Source organism: Aggregatibacter valvarum (assembly GCF_980468985.1).
Map to the genome: position 1 here is coordinate 1,077,957 of NZ_OZ413141.1, position 19,376 is coordinate 1,097,332.

Below are 19,376 nucleotides of genomic sequence, written 5' to 3' on the forward strand. Positions count from 1 at the left end.
TTCGATACATCAGGACCATCATCCCACATTACTAGAGGAGCATAAAACATCACTTGGGTCGTAAATTCTTTCTTGATAAAAAGCATACTCATTACCGAACTCATCTTCAATTGTAACGATGCCAACATAAGAATGAAGTCACAATATAAGTACGGTTAAAAATTTAAGCGTTTTGTGTTTTATAAAAAACGTTCCTAAAAACGACCGCACTTTTAATATTTATCAATGATATGCGCCTGAACTTCGGCACCATCCTCATTAATACCTGCCCAATTCGGATAGATTCCGGCGAGGTCATCGCTTGCCATACCTAAACGCACCGCCTGATCCACAATAATACGTGCCACATCAAAATGTTGTGACAACGGGTAATGTTCGAGCTGTTGTTTTAAGACAATGCTTAAATTAATCGGACGATTTTGCTCACGGTAATTAACAAGCAACGTTTGCATATGTTCTACAATTTGCTCGCGAATATCGGCTAAAGATTCGTATTGTAATTCTTCCGGCAATTCACCTAGCGCGTCTTCTTCACGTAAGGCTAATTCTTCATCGCGCAAGTCCACCAAACGTTCTGCTTGCGCTGTCCATAAGAACCAAGGGTTGTCAAAATAATGATGAATAGAATGGCGTAAACGTTGGGAAAAGACACGGTTCTTGTCCATATCGATGGCAGTACGGATAAATTTATGCACATGGCGGTCGTAGCCGATCCATAAGTCGATAGCTTGCTGTCCCCAGCTGATGATGCGGTCTAATTTCGTTTGTAAATTGGTGATTAATTCATCAACAAAATACAATTCTTGGCGACCGATCACACAATCTTGAATGCGTAATAACTGCGCCTGTAACTTGTCGCCTGCCGCATTTAGCGTGTCTTGGAGTTCCCGTAAATTCCCGGAAGTTTCATCTAATAATTGTTCACAGCTGGAAATGGCTGCCTGCCAATTTTTTGTTAATAGCGCGGCAATTTCCTCTTTAATGCTTTGTTGATTTTCATCCATAATGCGCTGTGACAAGTCAATGCTGTCAAAAATTTCAGCAACAGAATATTTCAATGGAGCAAACACATGACGACGCCAATAATGCTCATCACCATCTTCTTCGGCAGCCTCAGACGCACGCTGGATTTCATCGGCCACAATGGAGAGCTGAACGGAAAGACGTAAAGCAGAAAATTCGCGTTGACGAATGTAATAATCAGAGACCCCTACCCCCAACGGCGTTAAGCGATAAATCGCCAATCCTTCGGTAAACTCACTACTAAAGCGATTAAGAAAACGCTGTTTTACCAATTCGTTAATGGCATTATTGGCACGTGTGGCGACCATGTCTTTCGATAAATCAAATGCAGTGGAAATATGGCGAAAAATATCAATTAAATCGCTTTCCAAGATTTCACCGTCAAAACGTTCATCGTTATAAATTGCAATCGCCAATAGAAACGCTAATCGTTCTGTCGGTAAATTTAAAGAAAATTCACGTTCTTTCGCCCAAGAGACCAGTTCAGGAATGGTTTGTGATGTGTCAAGCATTAGGGATCTCACAGCAGTGTTATATCAACAAAAAATTGCGGGAATTATACAGGAATTTGTGCTTTCTAACAGCTTGAAAGTAGGAAGTGCGGTCAAAAAAAGCCACGTTTTCACCACTCAGCAGATCAATTCCGATTATTCCGTCACCTTTTTGATCAAGGCGTCCATCCCTTCTTCATCATAGCCTTCTTCGTATTGCACATCCTCAACAAAATCACTGAGCACTTTATTATTTAATGCGGTGCAGCCGTATTTTTCCAGTTTATTCTTGGTGAAATTAGAACGCGAAGCGGAAGAGGCGTTATTCAGGCTTATCACACCGATGATGGCTTGATTGCAAGGCACTTTATTGACGAATACCAAATTGTATCCTGATTCGCGGATGTAACCGGTTTTATTCACTGCCGCACTGAATATTTCATCCCGCACCAATTTGTTGGTATTTTTCACAAAAACACGGCGCTTTCCCGTGTTGATGTGGGTTGAAGAAAGATTAGAAAGGTAGTTAATTTCGGCTTTATTCAGCGAATATTTAGCCAATTTGACTAAATCCAACGCGCTAGACACATTGCCGGTAGATAACCCGGAACTGTCGCTAAAATGAGTGGATGTCATGCCTAATGTTCGTGCCTTTTCATTCATCTTTTGAATAAATTGCGCACGGCTCATACCTGCTGAACGGGATAATGCATGGGCGGCGTAATTATCAGAATGCACCAACATGGCTTTTAATAATTCATGGCAGGCGATGGGAGTGCCTTTGGGTAAGGTCGTGTGCGTGCCTTTGATATGGTCGATATCCTCACCGGTAATGGACGTTGTGCAACGCGCATTTCGATTATGTTCTAGAAAGACAATCGCCGTCATCAACTTTGTCACAGAGGCGATAGGTTGCACGCTGTTTGGTTGGTGAGTTTCCAGCATTCGGTTATTGGTAAAATCATAGACAATATAAGACTGCGCCATTACCAAAGTCGGAAAGAAAAGCGCAGTGAAGAAAAGCGGTTTTAACATAATTCTTAAGCGTTTTTTGTATTTATCGACGGGATAGGTATGATAATTTTCTTATCACCATCCCGCCATCCTTTAAAGTGCGGTCGATTTTAACGTGATTTTTTAAACACACTCACGTTATTAAATCCACTTTCTTTCAAATACAGCGCCTGCAATTTGCTCATGACGCCACGCTCGCAATACAGCACGTAATGCTTACTTTGATCCAACTCAGCGAATTGACCGGAAAGTTTATAGAACGGCAGCAGAATCATTGCTTGATGTTCAATGTGCAACGGGTTTTCGTCGATTTCTTCCGGGCTACGAATATCAATAATCACGTCATTTTCACCCAACACAGACACGGTATCCACAGAAACGACCTCTTTCTCCGCTTGCTCTGCAATTTGGCGAATATCTAAATATTGCGCATTTTCCACCGCACTTTCCAAGACGGCAAAATTGAAATTACCTTCTTCTTGTTCAATTTTCGCTTTTATCGCTTTCACTGTCGGATTTTTGGAAATCACGCCGCAAAATTCCGGCATGGATTTGGCGATATCATCGGTGCCGATATGTTTTGCCATGGCGATGATTTGTTCTTTGTCGTGTGTAATTAACGGGCGTAACACCAACACCTCAGCGGCTTCATCAATTAAACGCAAATTGGTTAAGGTTTGGCTGGAAACCTGCCCTAGCGCCTCGCCGGTCACAATCGCCTGAATATCAAAACGTTGCGCCACTTTAGACGCTGCACGCACCATCATCCGTTTAAGCACCACCCCCATTTGCCCGTTATCCACGTTTTCCAGGATCTCGCCTACCACGCCTTCAAAATTGATTGCCACGAAACGCACTTTGTGGGAACTGCCGTAACGTTGCCAAATGTGATACGCCATTTGTTTTACGCCAATTTCGTGTGCTGCGCCGCCTAAATTAAAGAAGCAATAATGCACGCGTGAACCACGACGTAACAACATATAACTGGATACGCCGGAGTCAAATCCGCCGGAAATGAGCGACAACACATCTTCCTGCGTGCCAATCGGATAACCACCGATGCCTTCATAACGGGCACGCACCAGCATCATTTTGTCATCTTCAATTTCAATACGCACCGTCACATCTGGATTTTTCAGTTGTACTTTGGCGCTGGCAATATGTTGATTTAATCCGCCACCGATGTAACGCTCGGCTTCCAATGAATTAAATTCATGTTTGCCTTTACGTTTTACTCGCACGCAAAAGGTCTTATTTTCTAATTGGGATGCCACATCCGACAGTGTTTGCTCAAAAATCTCATGCAAGTTCGCGAAAGGCTTCTCTTCCACTTGCAGAAAATGGTGAATGCCCGGAATGCGTTGTAATTGCTCGATAAGCATCGGTAAATTCGCGTCGATTTTCGACCGCACTTCGATGTAATCCCAATGCTTTATTACCGCGACCGTATCATCATATTTTGTTAATACATTACGGATATTGTTGGTCAGAATTTTCACGAACCGTTTCCGCACAGATTCGCTTTTAATCATAATTTCAGGAAATAATTTGATAATAAATTTCATGTTGTACTACTTTCTTGTGATATAAACATGGCGAGTCTTACGACGAAGATCTGTTCGCCCTGATCTGTTCGCACTGGTGAGAAAAGCGGTATTTTAGATTCGTCTCGCTTGCCAATAGGTTTTTCGCCAGTAATCACTGTTTAAGGAAGAATAAACCACTCCGCCTTTTGTTGAGGCGTGCAGGAATTTGTCTTCTTTGACATAAATGCCGACATGATAACCGTTTGGCCCACGCCCAGTTTTAAAGAAAACCAAATCCCCGGTTTGAATATCTTCTTTTTCAATATATTGCCCATAATTGGCTTGCTCTTTAGTTTGACGAGGCAATTTTATGCCAAAACGATCGAAAAACGTGGTCTGTACAAAACCGGAACAATCTACTCCCTTACGCCCCCGTCCACCAAGCACATAAGGCGTCCCTGCCCATTCATGTTGTTGTTCGCTTAATAAGGCAATCGCCATGATGGGATCGTTAATTTGCCCTTTGTAATTAAGCTTTGAAGACTGATAGCCGATGCCGGAACAGGCACTTAATGCCAGTACGCAACCGCAAAACACTAAAGATTTTAAAATACGCATTGATGAGTGATCTCAAACTAAAAAGCTATCAACAAGATGATTATTGATAGCTTATATTGATTAGGCTTTCGGTTTAACTTTTTCGACCCGATTGCGCAATTTTTGTCCCGGTTTAAATACCACGACACGGCGGGCAGAAACCGGCACGCTTTCACCGGTTTTTGGATTCCGTCCCGGGCGAGAGGCTTTATCGCGCAACTCAAAATTACCAAATCCGGATAATTTCACGTCATTCCCTGTTTCTAACGCAACGCGAATTTCTTCAAAGAAACTTTCAACCAAATCCTTGGCTTCGCGCTTGCTGAAATGAAATTTCTCAATCAGATTCTCGGCGAGTTCTACTTTAGTTAATGTCATAGTTTAATCTCTCAAGTAAGCATTAAAACGTTGTTTTAACTCAGATAATACCGCTGAAATTACTGCGTTAATTTCATCTTCTTCAAGGGTTTTTTCATTGTCTTGAATCACGAGACTTATCGCTAAGCTCTTATGACCTTCTGCGACGCCACTACCTTGGTAAACGTCAAATAAATTCACTTGCGTTAATTTATCGCCACCAGCCACACGACAAGCGTCTAATACATCGTCTGCCGCCACAGTCTCCGCAACCACAAGGGCTAAATCACGACGGTTCGCCGGGAAGCGAGAAATCTCTTTGGCTTTTGCAATATCACGGCGAGAAATAGATGCAATGGAAATTTCACATACAAACGCCTTGCCGTTGATACCAATTTTTTGTGCAATAGTCGGATGAAGTTGACCGATAAAGCCAATTTCTTCGCCGTCTAACATAATTGCAGCAGATTGCCCCGGATGTAATGCTGTGTATGATTTTGCTACAAATTTTGCGCGATTTCCAGCAGAACTTAATGAAAGTAAATTTTCAATATATCCTTTTAAATCATAGAAATCGGCAGGCGCTGCTTTTTCGCTCCATTGCTCATTCGCTTTAGAACCGGTCATCACTGCCGCAAAAACGTGTTCTTGGCGTACACCAAATTCGGCTTTTTCATCCGGTATAAAACGTAAACCAAATTCAAATAAACGCACGCGATTTTGTTGACGATTTTGATTATAAATCACAGCACCAAGCAAGCCGGTTAGTAAAGAAACCCGCATCGCGGACATTTCAACAGAAATCGGGTTCGGTAGAATAAGCGGTTTAATTTCCGGATGTAACAAACTTTGAATTTTCGGATCAACAAAGCTATAAGTAATGGCTTCATAAAAATCGCAACTCACTAATGCCGCTTTGATTCGCGATAATTCAATATCCGCTTCGCTATGCTCACGCATGCGCAAATGGGCCAACGGCGCATTATTTGGAATGCTGTTATAACCATAAATACGCGCCACTTCTTCAATTAAATCTTCTTCGATTTCAATATCGAAACGCCAAGATGGCGCAACCGCTGTCCAACTGTCGTTGGCGTAAGAAACCTGCAAACCAAGACGTTGTAAAATATCCGTTACCGTTTCTGTTTCAATATGATGTCCAAGTAATGCATCTAATTTGTGACGTTGTAATGTAACTTGTTGACGTTTTGGTAAATGCGCTTCATTTGTTACTTCACAAATTTCACCGGCTTCACCACCACAAATGTCTAATAAAAGTGCGGTCGCTCTTTCCATTGCTTTGCGTGGCAGCTCAAAATCCACACCACGTTCAAAGCGATGAGACGAATCTGTATGCAAACCATATTGGCGTGCGCGACCGGTAATCGCTAATGGCGCAAAAAATGCCGCTTCTAAAATCACATCTTTTGTGTTTTCTACATTCACACCACTGGCTTCACCACCAAAAATACCCGCCATTGCCAATGCACCATTTTGGTCGGCAATCACTAAAGTATTCGGTTGAAGTTTCGCTGTCGTGCCATCTAACAATACAAGCGCTTCATTTTCTTTCGCCATGCGAACTTGTACTGGCTGTGCCACTTTTGCCATATCAAAAGCATGCATTGGTTGACCGAGTTCAAGCAAAATATAGTTCGTCACATCCACAATCGGATCGATAGAACGAATGCCACAGCGACGCAATTTTTCTTGCATCCACATTGGTGATTGCGCTTTAACGTTGACATTCTTAATTACACGTAATAAATAACGTGGGCAGGCTTCGGCAGCTTGAACGTCAATTTGAACTTTATCGCTAATGGTCGGTTTAACCACCTCAAAGTGTGGTGGGTTTTCATGGAGTTTATTCACCACAGCCAATTCACGTGCCACGCCGGCAATGCTTAAGCAATCCGCACGGTTTGGCGTTAAGCTAATTTCAATGGCGTTATCATCTAATTTTAAATAATCGCGTAGATTGGTTCCGATAGGCGCATCTTGTGGCAATTCGATAATCCCATTGGCATCAGATTCAATACCCAGTTCGCTGAATGAGCAAAGCATGCCTTCGGAAGGTTGTCCGCGTAATTTGGTTTTCTTGATTTTGAAATCACCCGGTAATTCAGCGCCTTCTACCGCACAAGCGACTTTCAAGCCTTGACGACAATTCGGTGCACCACACACGATGTCTAACAAACGCTCGCCACCCACATTCACTTTGGTCACGCGTAATTTATCCGCATCAGGATGTTGTGCACATTCCACCACTTCGCCCACCACAACACCCGTGAAATCGCCGGCCACTTTTTCTACTCCGTCAACTTCCAAGCCTAACATGGTAATTTGTTCGCAAAGTTGTTCCGTAGAAATCGCCGGATTAACCCATTCGCGTACCCATTGTTCACTAAATTTCATACTTATCTCTCACTCAAAATTATTTAAACTGTTTCAAAAAGCGCAAATCATTCTCGAAGAATGAACGTAAATCTGTGACGTTGTAGCGTAACATAGTTAAACGCTCTACCCCCATGCCCACTGCAAAGCCAGAGTATTCATTTGGGTCAATGCCGACATTGCGTAAAACGTTAGGATGCACCATACCGCAACCCAACACTTCTAGCCATTTGCCGTTTTTACCCATGACATCCACTTCGGCAGAAGGCTCTGTGAATGGGAAGTAAGACGGACGGAAACGCACTTGCAAGTCTTCTTCAAAGAAAGCGCGTAAGAAATCGTGCAATAAGCCTTTTAATTCGGTGAAATTGGCGTGTTTGTCCACATACAACAATTCAATTTGATGGAACATCGGTGTGTGGGTTTGATCGTAATCGTTACGATACACGCGCCCCGGCGCCATAATGCGAATTGGCGGTTGTTGTTTTTGCATGGTGCGAATTTGCACACCGGAAGTTTGCGTTCTTAACAATAATTCGGGATTAAACCAGAACGTATCGTGATCGGCACGCGCAGGATGATGTTTAGGAATATTTAAGGCATCAAAATTATAATAATCGCTTTCGATTTCAGGACCGGACTCCACAGAAAAACCCAGTTCAGAGAAGAATTTGGTGACACGCTCAATGGTAATCGAAACCGGATGTAAACAGCCCATTTCCACTTTACGCCCCGGTAAACTCACATCAATGCGTTCGTTTTCCAATTGTGCATTTAATCGAGCTTGTTCCCATTCTGCTTTTTTCGCATTTAAGAAATCTAATGCGGCTTGTTTGGCTTCGTTAATTTTCGCGCCCATTGCCGGACGTTCTTCCGCCGCCACATTGCGCAATTCTTGCATTAATTGGGTAAAATGCCCTTTCTTACCAAAATACTCCACGCGAATTTCATCAAGCGCTGCAAGGCTTTTATCTTCAATGTTGTCTATGGCATTTCTTGCTTTTTCCACAAGATCTTTAAGATGCTGCATAAATATCCTCTGTGATGATGAATTTATCTAAAATTCTGTCAATAATAATACTAACTGTTTAGAAAATCACGCAATTTATCTATGACTGAGGAAATTATTCCGTAACAAAACGAAGATTTATCGAGAAAAATGACCGCACTTTATTCTTCCATTTGCCTTTCTCATGAAACTTTTCAGCCATTTTCTTGGGATAAAAAATAGAGGCTTAAAAAAGCCTCTATTTATTAAAGATAAATTTTACTTAAGGTAACTGTTGCAATGCTTCAATCCGTTTTTCCAACGGCGGGTGGCTTAAGAATAATTCTGTTAAGCCGCCACCACGTTTACCGTTAATGGCAAATGCCGCCAAGGTGGAACCTTCTAGCTCTTCCGGTTCATGCAAGTTTTGTAAGCGTTTTAGCGCATCAATCATTTTTTGCTTACCCACTAAATTCGCCGAACCTGCATCAGCTCTGAATTCCCGTTGACGAGAGAACCACATGGCGATCATGCTTGCCAAGAAACCGAAGACCACTTCCAACACCATCGAAACTAAGAAATAGATTCCTGAATTGTTTGAACTTTCGTTATCCTGATTACGAGAACTCGCGACTACGTTGGCAATGAGGCGTGATAAGAAAATCACGAAGGTATTGAGAACGCCTTGTAGTAACGCCATAGTCACCATATCACCGTTTTTAATATGACTAACTTCGTGCGCTAAGACGGCTTCGGCTTCGCCACGAGTCATTTTATTTAACAATCCGGTACTCACCGCCACTAACGAATTGTTTTTGCTTGCACCGGTGGCAAACGCGTTTACATCAGCAGAATGATAAATCGCCACTTCCGGACGCGGCAAACTGGCACGATCCGCTTGTGAATATACCGTATCCAATAACCAACGTTCTGTTTCGTTGCGTGGTTGTTGAATCACTTCGGCACCCACAGAACGAATTGCCATGGTTTTGGACATAAATAACGAAATAATCGAACCCGCAAAACCAAATAGTGCGGCAAACAGCATTAAACCGCTCGCATCACGAGATTGAATACCGGTTAACGATAAAATGATGTTAAAAACCAACAATACTGCCATGTTGGTCGCAAGGAAAAGTAAAATGCGCATCATCGATGAAAAACTCCTCAATAAAACAGTAATAAAAACACGCTTGGCTATAATGGCGACAAAAAGAGGAAAATCAAGTATGCCAATGAATTCAATGAGAAAAAATGTTTGTTTTATTGGAAAAAGAGAAAAGTGCGGTGAGTTTTGACCGTGTTTTTGAAAAGAAAAAGGGAGTTGGTCGATAAGCCGGGTTCTGTCGTGGACAATCATTCATCTAGGCGCATATTTACACATACGCTCAAGCAACCTACCCGAATCCTGAACGGGCCATTCATTGGATTCCTATTTGGTCTTGCTACGAGTGGAGTTTACCCTGCTGCCAACCGTTACCGGCGGCACGGTGCGCTCTTACCGCACCCTTTCACCCTTACCTGATCCCTTGCGGGCCATCGGCGGTTTGCTCTCTGCTGCACTTGTCGTAGGCTCTCGCCTCCCGGACGTTATCCGGCACTCTGCCCTGTGTAGCCCGGACTTTCCTCCCGCCTACTTGTCCCCTAGGTTACACTTGCGCGAATTTGAGGGCTTCAATAGACCGGCGATTGCCTGACCAACTCAGGCGCGCAGTATAGCGTAAATTCAAGGTGAAATATAGTGTTACGTAAAAAGTTGGGCTAGAATGAACGCCATAAAAACAGGCCTAAAAAACACCGCACTTTTGTGCCAATAAGGAAACTTCCATGGATTATTTACAGATCGCTCGGGAAACGCTGGGCGTTGAAGAAAAAGCCCTCGGGCAACTCAGCGAAAAATTAGACGACACCTTCACTGAGGTTGTTGATTTAATTTTAAATTGCAAAGGACGCTTAGTAATCGGCGGTATCGGCAAATCCGGTTTAGTGGGGAAAAAAATGGTCGCCACCTTTGCTTCCACCGGCACACCGAGTTTTTTCCTGCATCCTACGGAAGCCTTTCACGGTGATTTAGGCATGCTGAAACCCATTGATGTGGTGATGCTCATTTCTTACAGCGGCGAAACCGACGATGTAAACAAACTCATTCCAAGCCTAAAAAACTTCGGCAACAAAATCATTGCGCTCACGTCCAATAAAAATTCCACTTTAGCGCGTCATGCGGATTATGTGTTGGACATTCGCGTAGAACGGGAAGTCTGCCCGAACAATCTTGCCCCGACCACCTCCGTGGTTGTGACCATGGCATTGGGCGATGCGTTAGCGGTTTGTTTAATGCGCGCCCGTGATTTCCAACCGGAAGATTTTGCAAAATTCCATCCGGGCGGCAGCTTAGGCCGCCGTTTGTTATGCCGCGTGAAAGATCAAATGCAAACCCGTTTACCGATTGCCGCCTTAACGACCTCCTTCACCGATTGCTTAACCATTATGAATGAAGGTCGTATGGGCGTAGCGTTGGTCATGGAGCAACAGCAATTACGCGGTATTATCACCGATGGTGACATTCGCCGTGCATTAACGGCCAACGGTGCTAACACACTGAGCAAAACCGCACAGGAATTGATGACCTCTCATCCAAAAACTATCCATCAGGATACCTATTTATCTGAAGCGGAAAATTACATGAAAGCGCACAAAATTCATTCTTTGGTTGTGGTGGATGATGCACAAAATGTGGTCGGTTTAGTGGAGTTCTCAAGCTAATGACAACGGAATTACAAGAAAAATTAAAACAGGTGAAATTCGTTATCACCGATGTGGACGGCGTATTAACGGACGGTTTACTGCACTACGATGCAAACGGCGAAGCGCTCAAGAGTTTCCATGTGCGCGATGGTTTAGGCATTCGCATGTTGATGGAAGCCGGCATTCAGGTCGCTGTATTATCCGGACGTGATTCGGCAATTTTGCGCAAACGCATTACCGATTTAGGCATTAAACTCGCTTTTTTAGGCAAACTGGAAAAAGAAAGCGCCTGTTTTGAATTATGCCGTCAAGCCGGTGTTGCGCCGGAGCAAACGGCTTACATTGGCGATGACAGCGTTGATCTCCCCGCTTTCGCTGTTTGTGGACTTTCCTTCGCGGTTGCCGATGCACCGGAATATGTCAAAAACTTTGCCGATTACACCTTAGGCTTAGGCGGTGGCAAAGGCGCCTTCCGTGAAATGTCCGATATGATTCTAAACGCCCAAGGCAAAGCCGAAATTTACAATTCAGCACAAGGATTTTTGAAGACGGCGAAAAAGATGGCGCAGTAAAAACGCCATAAAAAACGACCGCACTTTAAGCCCTTCTTTCAACCGAAGCCATTCTCTCAAAGTTCTCAAAGTGCGGCTCAATTATGCGGTCTTTTCGTAGCTTATAAATTATTTAAGTCCAAGACGTCCGTCATATCAAACAAGCCGTTGTTTTTTCCTTCAAGCCATTTGGCGGCACGTACGGCGCCGTTCGCAAAGGTCATACGGCTAGACGCTTTGTGAGCAATTTCAACGCGTTCGCCGATGTCGGCAAACCAAACGCTATGTTCGCCCACCACATCGGAAGCGCGGATCGTTGAAAAACCGATTTCATCTCGTTTGCGTTCACCGATAATGCCGTCACGGCAAAATACGCCGTGGGTTTTCAAATCACGCCCCAACGTTTTGGCGATGTGTTCGCCCATGGAAAGTGCGGTACCGGACGGCGCATCCACTTTGTGACGATGATGCGCTTCAATAATTTCAATATCGCAATAATTGCCCATCACTTTGGCTGCTTTTTCCAATAATTTGAACACCAGATTCACGCCCACGCTGAAGTTAGAGGCAAGCACTACACCAATCTGTTCTGCTGCGGCTTTAATTGCCGCTTTGCCTGCGTCATCAAAACCTGTTGTGCCGATAATGATGTTTTTCTGATTCGCCACACAAAACGCCAAATGTTCTAAGGTGCCTTCCGGACGGGTGAAATCAATCAGCACATCAAATTGTTCTTTGGCGGCGTTTAAATCATCGCCCACCTGAATGCCTAAGTGACCAATGCCCGCCAACTCACCGGCATCCGCACCGACCAAGGAAGAGCCTTTGCGCTCAAATGCCGCGCCTAATGCCACGCCTTCTGCGTTTTGTACTGCTTGAATTAACTGACGCCCCATGCGTCCACCTGCGCCTACGATGGCAATTCTTAACGCCATAATCTTCTCCGATTTAAACTAATCCACGATTTTCAACGCACCACTGTAAATGAGGTACGCGCCAAATAAAATAAAAATCACGCCGGAAACATTGTCAATATAGCGACTATATCGGCTATAAAAACGCTTGGTAAACGGACGTGAAAACAAAATGGAAATCACATAGAAATAAACAAACGTTTCCAGTGTGATAAGCAAAAGTGCGGTCAAAATTTGCCAGGTTTCTGTGATGTTGACGAGGACAAAAGACATCACGCTGCTGAAATAAATCACCACTTTGGCATTGGATAAATTCACTAACAAGCCTTTGATGATTTCATTTTTAGATTCGGTGTTTTGTCGCGAATTGGTTTCAACAAATACCGCGTTGGTTGTGATCCGAGCCATTTTTACACCGAGATAAAACAAATAGCTACCGCCGAATACCATGACAATGCCCTGCAACGCCGGCATCGTTTTGAACACAATCGCCAAGCCTAACACTGCAGCCGTCGCCCAAATAGACACGCCAATTGTAATGCCGATTACACCATAAATTGCCGCTCGCCGAGAATGTATTGCAGCAGCACGGCTGACATAAAAGAAATCAGGCCCGGGCGAAAGTAATCCCACTAAATGGACGAACATTAAATGTAACATGCTGTCGCTAGATAAAATGCGCTAAGGCAAGAATGACGAGAATGCTATAACCTGCTGCCAAAATATCATCCACCATAATGCCGAAGCCGTTGGTGAGTTTTTCATCGAAATAGCGAATCGGATAAGGTTTTAAAATATCAAACAAACGGAAGGTTACAAACGCAATCGCACACCAAAATAAGGACACTTGCGGAACGGCTAACAGCACCAAGAAAACAGCAACAATTTCATCCCACACAATGCTGCCGTGATCGTGTACGCCCATATCGTGGCTGGTGCGTTCGCATAACCCAATGCCAAGAAAGAAACAAAGTGCGGTCAAGATAAAAAACGTTTTTGCACCCAGCCAAGGCAATAATAATGCGCCAACGATCACGCCCACTAAACTGCCCCATGTACCGGGCGCGGGATGCAACAAACCGAAGCCAAAGCCCAGTGCGAGAAAATGAATAGGATTGCGCAACGTCACCCGTTCGAGGGGATTTTGTGGTACAGCCATAATAAAAGACCTATTTAAAATGATCGAAACCGCCAGCGAATTCGACTTCTACCCGTTGACCATGGCGTTGGAATTGAATCCGATTTTTGTTTTTTGGGTGAATTGCACGAATTTGTCCAATGCAAGTATAGTTCACGCCAATATGCGCCAATGCCTTAGCTAATTTGGCTTTGTTGCTATCCGGCACAGTAAAACAAAGTTCGTAATCTTCGCCGCCACTCAAAGCATATTGCTCCGCCTTTGCCAAACCAAATTCACTGACTAATTCAGCCGATAGCGGCAATTTATCTAACTCAATTACCGCACCACATTGGCTACGTTCTAAGATATGCGTTAAATCCGCCACACAACCATCAGAAATATCAATCGCCGAACTGGCTAAGCGTGTTAAAGAAAGCGCCATGCCCAGCAGCACTCTCGGCGTTGGACGCAGATGACGATGAATCAGAAATTCTTGTGCAGAATTCACCGCACTTTTACCTTGTAATAAATAAGACAATCCGCCTGCACTATCGCCCAAGGTGCCGGATACATAGATCCAATCGCCAACATTGGCATTGTGGCGACACAGTGCTTTATCTTTCGCGATAATGCCTTGCGCGGTAATGGTAATGCTTAACGGGCCTCTGGTCGTATCTCCGCCAATGAGATCCACGTTATAGTGATCGAGAATTGAAAAAAAACTTTCACTAAATTCTGTCAACCACGCATGATCGATATTGGGTATCGTCAAGGCTAAGGAGATCCAAGCCGGTTCTGCACCCATCGCCGCGAGATCACTCAAATTACTCGCCACAGCTTTATACGCTAAATCCGCAGGTCGGATACTCGGTAAAAAATGCACGCCTTCAACCATCGTGTCTGTTGTAATGGCGAGGTGTTGATTTCGATTCAGTTCGGTAACGGCACAATCATCACCGACCGAAAGAAGGACATCTTTGCGAGGCGCACGCTTAGAGGCAGTAAAATAACGTTGAATAATATCAAACTCCCCTTCTCTCATTGCGCCTCCCTGTCTTAATGAAAATTAACGTCGTACAAGTGGTGCAATTTTATCCAATACACCATTAATGTATTTATGACTTTCGTCTGCGCCGAACACTTTGGCAACTTCAATCGCCTCGTTGATTACCACTTTATACGGCACATCCACCTCAAATTGCAGCTCATACACCGCTAAACGCAAAACAGCTTTCTCAACCGGATCTAATTCCGCTAAACTGCGATCCAAATAGCCTTGCATGGTACGTTCTACCGCTTCTACGTTCTCTACGGTTTGGCGAAATAATTTACGGAAATACGGGGTATCTACGCCCTTCATGTCTTGTTCGGTCATGAAGTTAAGTTCGATGATTTCCGGTGAGTTCTGCGAAATTGCCCAAGAATATAGGGCTTGTACGGCACATTCACGGGCACGGCGACGAGGAGAAATTTTTTTCACTTGTTCGGTCATCGTAAATTACACCGCCTGAATTTGATTTAAAAGATTCACCATTTCTAACGCAACCAATGCGGCCTCTGCGCCTTTATTACCGGCTTTTGTACCGGCACGTTCAATGGCTTGTTCAATGTTTTCTGTCGTCAATACGCCAAATGCTACCGGAATGTCAGATTCCATCGCCACTTTGCCTAAACCACTGCTGGCTTCGCCTGCCACATATTCAAAATGCGCTGTGCCACCACGAATCACCGTGCCTAATGCAACGATTGCATCAAATTTTTTGCTTTCCGCTAATCGACGGGCAACTAATGGCAATTCATACGCGCCCGGCACACGAACCAACGTAATATTTTCATCTTTTACTTGACCGATGCGTTTCAACGCATCCAATGCGCCTTCCAAAAGGCTTTCATTAATAAAGCTGTTAAAACGCCCGATAACCACGGCGATTTTTGCATTTGGTGCAGCAATCTGCCCCTCTAAAATGTTCATATACTTTCCTACATTGTCGTAATAAAAAATTGCGTGCGGATTCTAGCATAGAATTCCGCTATCAGCAGTAAGAAAAGTCAATGTGCGGTTAAAAACACTGCAAATCTAATAACATCAATCACGATAAATGTCCTCATACTTTTACTACCGTTGCCATCATCTAGGCGCAAAAAACACGCTTTTTTATCACCGCACTTCCTTTTTTCATCGCAAAAGAAATGTGCACTAAATAACAATCCGCACGTAAAACGTGCGGTTTTTAGGCTCCCCTATAAGGGCTTATACTTCATAAGTCTCTCAAAGGGCTTGTGAAAGCTGGCAACCGTGTTTATTTTTTAGTGAATCGTAGCGTGCAACTTGTTGCACGAAATCGTGAATATCGGAATGGGTTAAATAACATTCCGTACGTGGTTTGGTCGTGCATCAAGATGCACGCTACGTACGAAATCGTGAATTACACATCGAAGTTAATCATTCGTGCAACAAGTTGCACGCTACGCATGAAATCGTGAATTACGCATTGAGGTTAATCATTCGTGCAACAAGTTGCACGCTACGCACGAAATCGTGAATTACACATCGAAGTTAATCATTCGTGCAACAAGTTGCACGCTACGCATGAAATCATGAATTACGCATCAAGGTTAATCATTCATGCAACAAGTTGCACGCTATGGGGAGGACTCCATACGCATCGCGTATGGTTTTTATAGTCAGACTTTGACTGGCTATAATAAAAGTGCGGTGAGATTCTGAAAAATTTTCAAAAATCTCACCGCACTTTTTTATTATTTACATAAACCGCCCTTTATTGTTGGAGGTATCTGCACAATGTTGAGCGGCGATTTTATGTTTGATTATTTACTTGGCGATTGCATAAAACGGAAGAAATCACTGTCCGGTTTTAGAATGAGCAAGTTATCGGAATTAGCAAAGCTGCTTTCATAGGCTTTAAGGCTACGAATAAATCCATAAAATTCCGGTTCTTTACCAAACGCTTCTGCAAAAATCTTCGCCGCTGTGGCGTCCCCTTCCCCGCGTAATTCTTGGGCAGTTTTTTCTGCGTTAGCGATAATCAAGGTCACTTTACGATCCACGTCTGCTTGAATAAATGCGGCTTTTTCTTTACCTTGCGAACGGTGTTCACGAGCAACGGCATCACGTTCTGCACGCATCCGTTGATAAATAGAAGAAGACACCTCATCCGGCAAGTTAATTTGCTTAATTCGCACATCAAGCACTTCAATGCCTAGCTCGGCCGTGCTGTCTTGTCCGCTATTTAACGCCTTTTTCGCCCCTTCCATGAGTTCGCCTCGTGTGCCGGAAACAATGTCTTTGATCGTGCGTGAACCAATTTCGGAACGCAAACGGTCATTGACTTTACGACGCAGTAAATTCGCGGCTTGTGCATAGTCGCCACCGCCGGTGGAGGTGAAAAAACGGCCGAAGTCATTAATACGCCATTTTACATAGGAATCCACCAACAGGTCTTTTTTCTCTACGGTTACAAAGCGATCCGCTTGACCGTCTAGGGTTTGTAGGCGCGCATCAAGCACTTTGATGTTATCAATAAATGGGATTTTAAAATGCAATCCCGGGTTATAAATAGCCACTTTATTATCGGCATCGCGTTGTACTTTGCCAAAGCGTAACATGATGCCTCGCGTGCCTTCGGTGACAACCACAATGCTGGAATACACCACAGCAATCATAATAAAAATGATCGGTAATACAAATTTACGCATTAATAAGTTCTCCCTTGACGGTCATTATCTCCTCTTGATTCCACCGGTCTGAGTGTTGTTGCTTGTTCGTGTGGACGAGAAACATTGCTGGAATTGACCGCACTTTGTTGTGTCTCATGTATCTCATTCGCACTCTGGCTATTTGAAGGAATGTGAGAGGCTTTTCCTTTCAATAATTGCTCCAACGGTAGTACGGTTAAATTATTGCCACTACCGCTATCTAGCATCACTTTCGGCGTATTCGCCATCACTTTTTCCATGGATTGAATATACAAGCGCTCGCGGAAAACTTCCGGTGCCGCTTTAAATTCCGCTAAAAGCGGTTGGAAGCGCTCAACTTCCCCTTTAGCATCCAACACGACGCGATCTTTATACGCAGTCGCCTCTTCCAAAATACGCTGAGCATTACCACGCGCAATCGGTTCTTTCTCCCGCGCATAGGCTTCTGCTTCACGAATGTAACGCTGCTCGTCTTCTTGTGCTTTAATCGCATCGTCAAAGGCATCTTTCACCTCTTCCGGTGGACGGGCAGATTGGAAGTTCACATCAATCACTTCTAATCCCATGTTATATGGCTCAATGATCTGATTTAATGCCTTCCAAGTATTTTCACGCACTACTGAACGACCGGTCGTTAAAATATCGTTCATCGTCATATGCCCAATTACGTAACGCAATGCGCTATCTGTCGCTTGATTCAAGCTGTCATTGGCGTTGACGGCACTAAATAAATATTTCGCCGGATCCTGAATACGATACTGCACGGTCATTTCGACTTTGACCATGTTTTCGTCTTGCGTCAGCATCGCACCTTGGGTTTTTAACTCCAATACGCGTTCTACGTTCACCGGAATGACGCGATCGATAAAGGTCGGTTTCCAGTTTAAGCCGGGTTGTTCAATGGAATGAAAATGCCCTAAACGCAAGACAACTCCACGTTCGGCTTCTTTGACCGTATAAAAACCGCTGGCGGCCCATAAAATGACACCTGCCGCAATGGCAATCGGCAACAGCTTACCAACGCCCCCGGAAAAGGCGTTTGACGAATTCGTATTATTTGCACCGCCCTTGCCGCTTAATTTTTTCAATAAATTATTGAAAATATCCTCTAAATCCGGTGGGGATTGTTGATTGTCTTTTTGTGAATTGGAAGAGCGATCCCAATTCGAACGGCCTTCATTTTGGTCGGACGTGTTATTCTCCGATGATTGCCCGTTTTGCTTTGGTTTGCTCCAAGGATCTTGATCCGAACCATTTAACGACATTGTTTTCTCCGTTTGTCAAAAAAATGTTACAAGTCTAAACAAAATCTCATATTAAGTCTAATGATGTCATTTGATTTTATTATGAATTTGAGCTCAGGTAGTTCAATATGACTTCATGATGCTGGGTTGTTTTGAATTTATCAAAAACCTGTTCAATTTTTCCCTGCTCATCAATTAAAAAACTGACGCGATGAATGCCATCAAATGTGCGTCCCATAAATTTTTTCTCACCCCAGACACCAAATTGTTCGGCGACTTCGTGGGTTTCATCCGATAATAGCATGAAATTTAACGCTTTTTTATCGGCAAATTGAGCTAATTTCTGTGGCTTATCCGGACTGATGCCTAAAATAATAAGATTAAATTTATCCAATTCAGCTTTGCTATCACGCAAGCCACAAGCTTGAGTCGTACATCCGGGAGTTAAGGCTTTCGGATAAAAATAAACTAGCACTTTCTTTCCACGAAATTGCGCCAAAGAAACGGGCTCGCCATTTTGATTTAATAATGTAAATAATGGTGCATCATCACCTCTGTTTAATTGCTTTAACACCTAGGTTAACTCCTCTAAAAAATAAAAAAATTGCTTGCAAATTATGGCTATTTTAGCGATCTTAAGCGAACCTTAGCAAGCAACCCTCATCTTTCATACTTAATTAGCATAATAGAATAAC

The 19,376-nt window shown here is 43.6% G+C and carries 20 protein-coding genes and 1 other RNA gene; 3 read left to right on the forward strand and 18 right to left on the reverse strand.

What is annotated here, in order from left to right:
* Positions 1-212 precede the first annotated feature (212 nt).
* From mukF to htpX, 8 genes are all read right to left on the reverse strand, one after another.
* Positions 213-1,535 (reverse strand): chromosome partition protein MukF, encoded by a 1,323-nt coding sequence (gene mukF / locus AC30SF_RS04930; protein ID WP_290521775.1) that lies wholly within the window; start codon positions 1,533-1,535, stop codon positions 213-215.
* Positions 1,536-1,670: 135 nt separating this feature from the next.
* A complete protein-coding gene (locus tag AC30SF_RS04935; protein ID WP_489607748.1) occupies positions 1,671-2,549 on the reverse strand; it encodes a D-alanyl-D-alanine carboxypeptidase family protein in 879 nt (292 codons plus the stop codon).
* An 89-nt stretch (positions 2,550-2,638) separates the two neighbouring features.
* Entirely contained in the window at positions 2,639-4,093 is a 1,455-nt protein-coding gene (gene thiI / locus AC30SF_RS04940; protein WP_489607749.1) for a tRNA uracil 4-sulfurtransferase ThiI, read from the reverse strand.
* Positions 4,094-4,186: 93 nt separating this feature from the next.
* Positions 4,187-4,672 carry a C40 family peptidase gene (locus AC30SF_RS04945; RefSeq protein ID WP_489607750.1) on the reverse strand — a complete coding sequence of 162 codons (486 nt, stop codon included), beginning with the start codon at positions 4,670-4,672 and terminating at the stop codon, positions 4,187-4,189.
* A gap of 60 nt (positions 4,673-4,732) precedes the next feature.
* A complete protein-coding gene (locus AC30SF_RS04950) occupies positions 4,733-5,029 on the reverse strand; it encodes an integration host factor subunit alpha (RefSeq protein ID WP_021616246.1) in 297 nt (98 codons plus the stop codon).
* A 3-nt stretch (positions 5,030-5,032) separates the two neighbouring features.
* Positions 5,033-7,423, reverse strand: coding sequence for a phenylalanine--tRNA ligase subunit beta (gene pheT, locus AC30SF_RS04955; RefSeq protein ID WP_489607751.1), 2,391 nt, complete (start codon positions 7,421-7,423; stop codon positions 5,033-5,035).
* A 19-nt stretch (positions 7,424-7,442) separates the two neighbouring features.
* The gene (pheS, locus tag AC30SF_RS04960; protein ID WP_489607752.1) at positions 7,443-8,432 is read right to left on the reverse strand and encodes a phenylalanine--tRNA ligase subunit alpha; all 990 of its coding nucleotides are present in this window, start codon (positions 8,430-8,432) and stop codon (positions 7,443-7,445) included.
* 241 nt (positions 8,433-8,673) lie between these two features.
* Positions 8,674-9,543 (reverse strand): protease HtpX, encoded by an 870-nt coding sequence (gene htpX, locus AC30SF_RS04965; protein ID WP_489607753.1) that lies wholly within the window; start codon positions 9,541-9,543, stop codon positions 8,674-8,676.
* On the opposite strand from htpX, the gene AC30SF_RS04970 reads away from it, so the two are divergent.
* A complete protein-coding gene (locus AC30SF_RS04970) occupies positions 9,533-9,688 on the forward strand; it encodes a hypothetical protein (protein WP_156901101.1) in 156 nt (51 codons plus the stop codon). The two genes, htpX and AC30SF_RS04970, sit on opposite strands and share 11 nt — an antisense overlap.
* 18 nt (positions 9,689-9,706) lie before the next feature.
* On the opposite strand, the gene rnpB is transcribed toward AC30SF_RS04970, so the two are convergent.
* Positions 9,707-10,095, reverse strand: an RNA gene (gene rnpB, locus AC30SF_RS04975) — RNase P RNA component class A.
* Between the two features lie 122 nt (positions 10,096-10,217).
* Between rnpB and AC30SF_RS04980 the strand changes: the two genes are divergently transcribed.
* Positions 10,218-11,153 carry a KpsF/GutQ family sugar isomerase gene (locus AC30SF_RS04980; RefSeq protein ID WP_489606624.1) on the forward strand — a complete coding sequence of 312 codons (936 nt, stop codon included), beginning with the start codon at positions 10,218-10,220 and terminating at the stop codon, positions 11,151-11,153.
* Positions 11,153-11,707 carry a KdsC family phosphatase gene (locus tag AC30SF_RS04985; protein ID WP_489607754.1) on the forward strand — a complete coding sequence of 185 codons (555 nt, stop codon included), beginning with the start codon at positions 11,153-11,155 and terminating at the stop codon, positions 11,705-11,707. Before AC30SF_RS04980 ends, AC30SF_RS04985 begins: the two co-directional genes overlap by 1 nt.
* A 101-nt stretch (positions 11,708-11,808) precedes the next feature.
* Here AC30SF_RS04985 and dapB read toward each other — a convergent pair whose 3' ends face one another.
* From dapB to bcp, 9 genes are all read right to left on the reverse strand, one after another.
* Complete coding sequence (dapB, locus tag AC30SF_RS04990) at positions 11,809-12,621, reverse strand: 4-hydroxy-tetrahydrodipicolinate reductase (RefSeq protein ID WP_489607755.1); 813 nt, start codon at positions 12,619-12,621, stop codon at positions 11,809-11,811.
* Between the two features lie 18 nt (positions 12,622-12,639).
* Complete coding sequence (locus tag AC30SF_RS04995) at positions 12,640-13,260, reverse strand: LysE family transporter (protein ID WP_489607756.1); 621 nt, start codon at positions 13,258-13,260, stop codon at positions 12,640-12,642.
* A gap of 7 nt (positions 13,261-13,267) precedes the next feature.
* Positions 13,268-13,759, reverse strand: coding sequence for a phosphatidylglycerophosphatase A family protein (locus tag AC30SF_RS05000; RefSeq protein WP_489607757.1), 492 nt, complete (start codon positions 13,757-13,759; stop codon positions 13,268-13,270).
* Positions 13,760-13,769: 10 nt separating this feature from the next.
* Positions 13,770-14,762, reverse strand: coding sequence for a thiamine-phosphate kinase (thiL, locus tag AC30SF_RS05005; protein ID WP_314401423.1), 993 nt, complete (start codon positions 14,760-14,762; stop codon positions 13,770-13,772).
* 24 nt (positions 14,763-14,786) lie between these two features.
* On the reverse strand, positions 14,787-15,212 hold the full coding sequence (gene nusB, locus AC30SF_RS05010; protein ID WP_209362341.1) for a transcription antitermination factor NusB: 426 nt from the start codon (positions 15,210-15,212) through the stop codon (positions 14,787-14,789).
* Positions 15,213-15,218: 6 nt separating this feature from the next.
* A complete protein-coding gene (ribH, locus tag AC30SF_RS05015; RefSeq protein ID WP_209362331.1) occupies positions 15,219-15,692 on the reverse strand; it encodes a 6,7-dimethyl-8-ribityllumazine synthase in 474 nt (157 codons plus the stop codon).
* A gap of 857 nt (positions 15,693-16,549) precedes the next feature.
* Positions 16,550-17,437, reverse strand: a complete 888-nt coding sequence (hflC, locus tag AC30SF_RS05020; RefSeq protein ID WP_376922442.1) for a protease modulator HflC — start codon at positions 17,435-17,437, stop codon at positions 16,550-16,552.
* Positions 17,437-18,702 (reverse strand): FtsH protease activity modulator HflK, encoded by a 1,266-nt coding sequence (gene hflK / locus AC30SF_RS05025; protein ID WP_489607758.1) that lies wholly within the window; start codon positions 18,700-18,702, stop codon positions 17,437-17,439. The genes hflC and hflK overlap by 1 nt, the downstream gene beginning before the upstream one ends.
* A gap of 79 nt (positions 18,703-18,781) precedes the next feature.
* On the reverse strand, positions 18,782-19,255 hold the full coding sequence (gene bcp, locus AC30SF_RS05030; protein WP_021616263.1) for a thioredoxin-dependent thiol peroxidase: 474 nt from the start codon (positions 19,253-19,255) through the stop codon (positions 18,782-18,784).
* Between the last annotated feature and the right edge of the window lie 121 nt (positions 19,256-19,376).

Excerpts from the sequence above, each read along its gene's own strand:
- mukF (WP_290521775.1), bottom strand. The coding sequence starts at position 1,535 with ATGCTTGACACATCACAAACCATTCCTGAACTGGTCTCTTGGGCGAAA.
- AC30SF_RS04935 (WP_489607748.1), bottom strand. The coding sequence starts at position 2,549 with ATGTTAAAACCGCTTTTCTTCACTGCGCTTTTCTTTCCGACTTTGGTA.
- thiI (WP_489607749.1), bottom strand. The coding sequence starts at position 4,093 with ATGAAATTTATTATCAAATTATTTCCTGAAATTATGATTAAAAGCGAA.
- AC30SF_RS04945 (WP_489607750.1), bottom strand. The coding sequence starts at position 4,672 with ATGCGTATTTTAAAATCTTTAGTGTTTTGCGGTTGCGTACTGGCATTA.
- AC30SF_RS04950 (WP_021616246.1), bottom strand. The coding sequence starts at position 5,029 with ATGACATTAACTAAAGTAGAACTCGCCGAGAATCTGATTGAGAAATTT.
- pheT (WP_489607751.1), bottom strand. The coding sequence starts at position 7,423 with ATGAAATTTAGTGAACAATGGGTACGCGAATGGGTTAATCCGGCGATT.
- pheS (WP_489607752.1), bottom strand. The coding sequence starts at position 8,432 with ATGCAGCATCTTAAAGATCTTGTGGAAAAAGCAAGAAATGCCATAGAC.
- AC30SF_RS04970 (WP_156901101.1), top strand. The coding sequence starts at position 9,533 with ATGCGCATCATCGATGAAAAACTCCTCAATAAAACAGTAATAAAAACA.
- htpX (WP_489607753.1), bottom strand. The coding sequence starts at position 9,543 with ATGATGCGCATTTTACTTTTCCTTGCGACCAACATGGCAGTATTGTTG.
- AC30SF_RS04980 (WP_489606624.1), top strand. The coding sequence starts at position 10,218 with ATGGATTATTTACAGATCGCTCGGGAAACGCTGGGCGTTGAAGAAAAA.
- AC30SF_RS04985 (WP_489607754.1), top strand. The coding sequence starts at position 11,153 with ATGACAACGGAATTACAAGAAAAATTAAAACAGGTGAAATTCGTTATC.
- dapB (WP_489607755.1), bottom strand. The coding sequence starts at position 12,621 with ATGGCGTTAAGAATTGCCATCGTAGGCGCAGGTGGACGCATGGGGCGT.
- AC30SF_RS04995 (WP_489607756.1), bottom strand. The coding sequence starts at position 13,260 with ATGTTACATTTAATGTTCGTCCATTTAGTGGGATTACTTTCGCCCGGG.
- AC30SF_RS05000 (WP_489607757.1), bottom strand. The coding sequence starts at position 13,759 with ATGGCTGTACCACAAAATCCCCTCGAACGGGTGACGTTGCGCAATCCT.
- thiL (WP_314401423.1), bottom strand. The coding sequence starts at position 14,762 with ATGAGAGAAGGGGAGTTTGATATTATTCAACGTTATTTTACTGCCTCT.
- nusB (WP_209362341.1), bottom strand. The coding sequence starts at position 15,212 with ATGACCGAACAAGTGAAAAAAATTTCTCCTCGTCGCCGTGCCCGTGAA.
- ribH (WP_209362331.1), bottom strand. The coding sequence starts at position 15,692 with ATGAACATTTTAGAGGGGCAGATTGCTGCACCAAATGCAAAAATCGCC.
- hflC (WP_376922442.1), bottom strand. The coding sequence starts at position 17,437 with ATGCGTAAATTTGTATTACCGATCATTTTTATTATGATTGCTGTGGTG.
- hflK (WP_489607758.1), bottom strand. The coding sequence starts at position 18,702 with ATGTCGTTAAATGGTTCGGATCAAGATCCTTGGAGCAAACCAAAGCAA.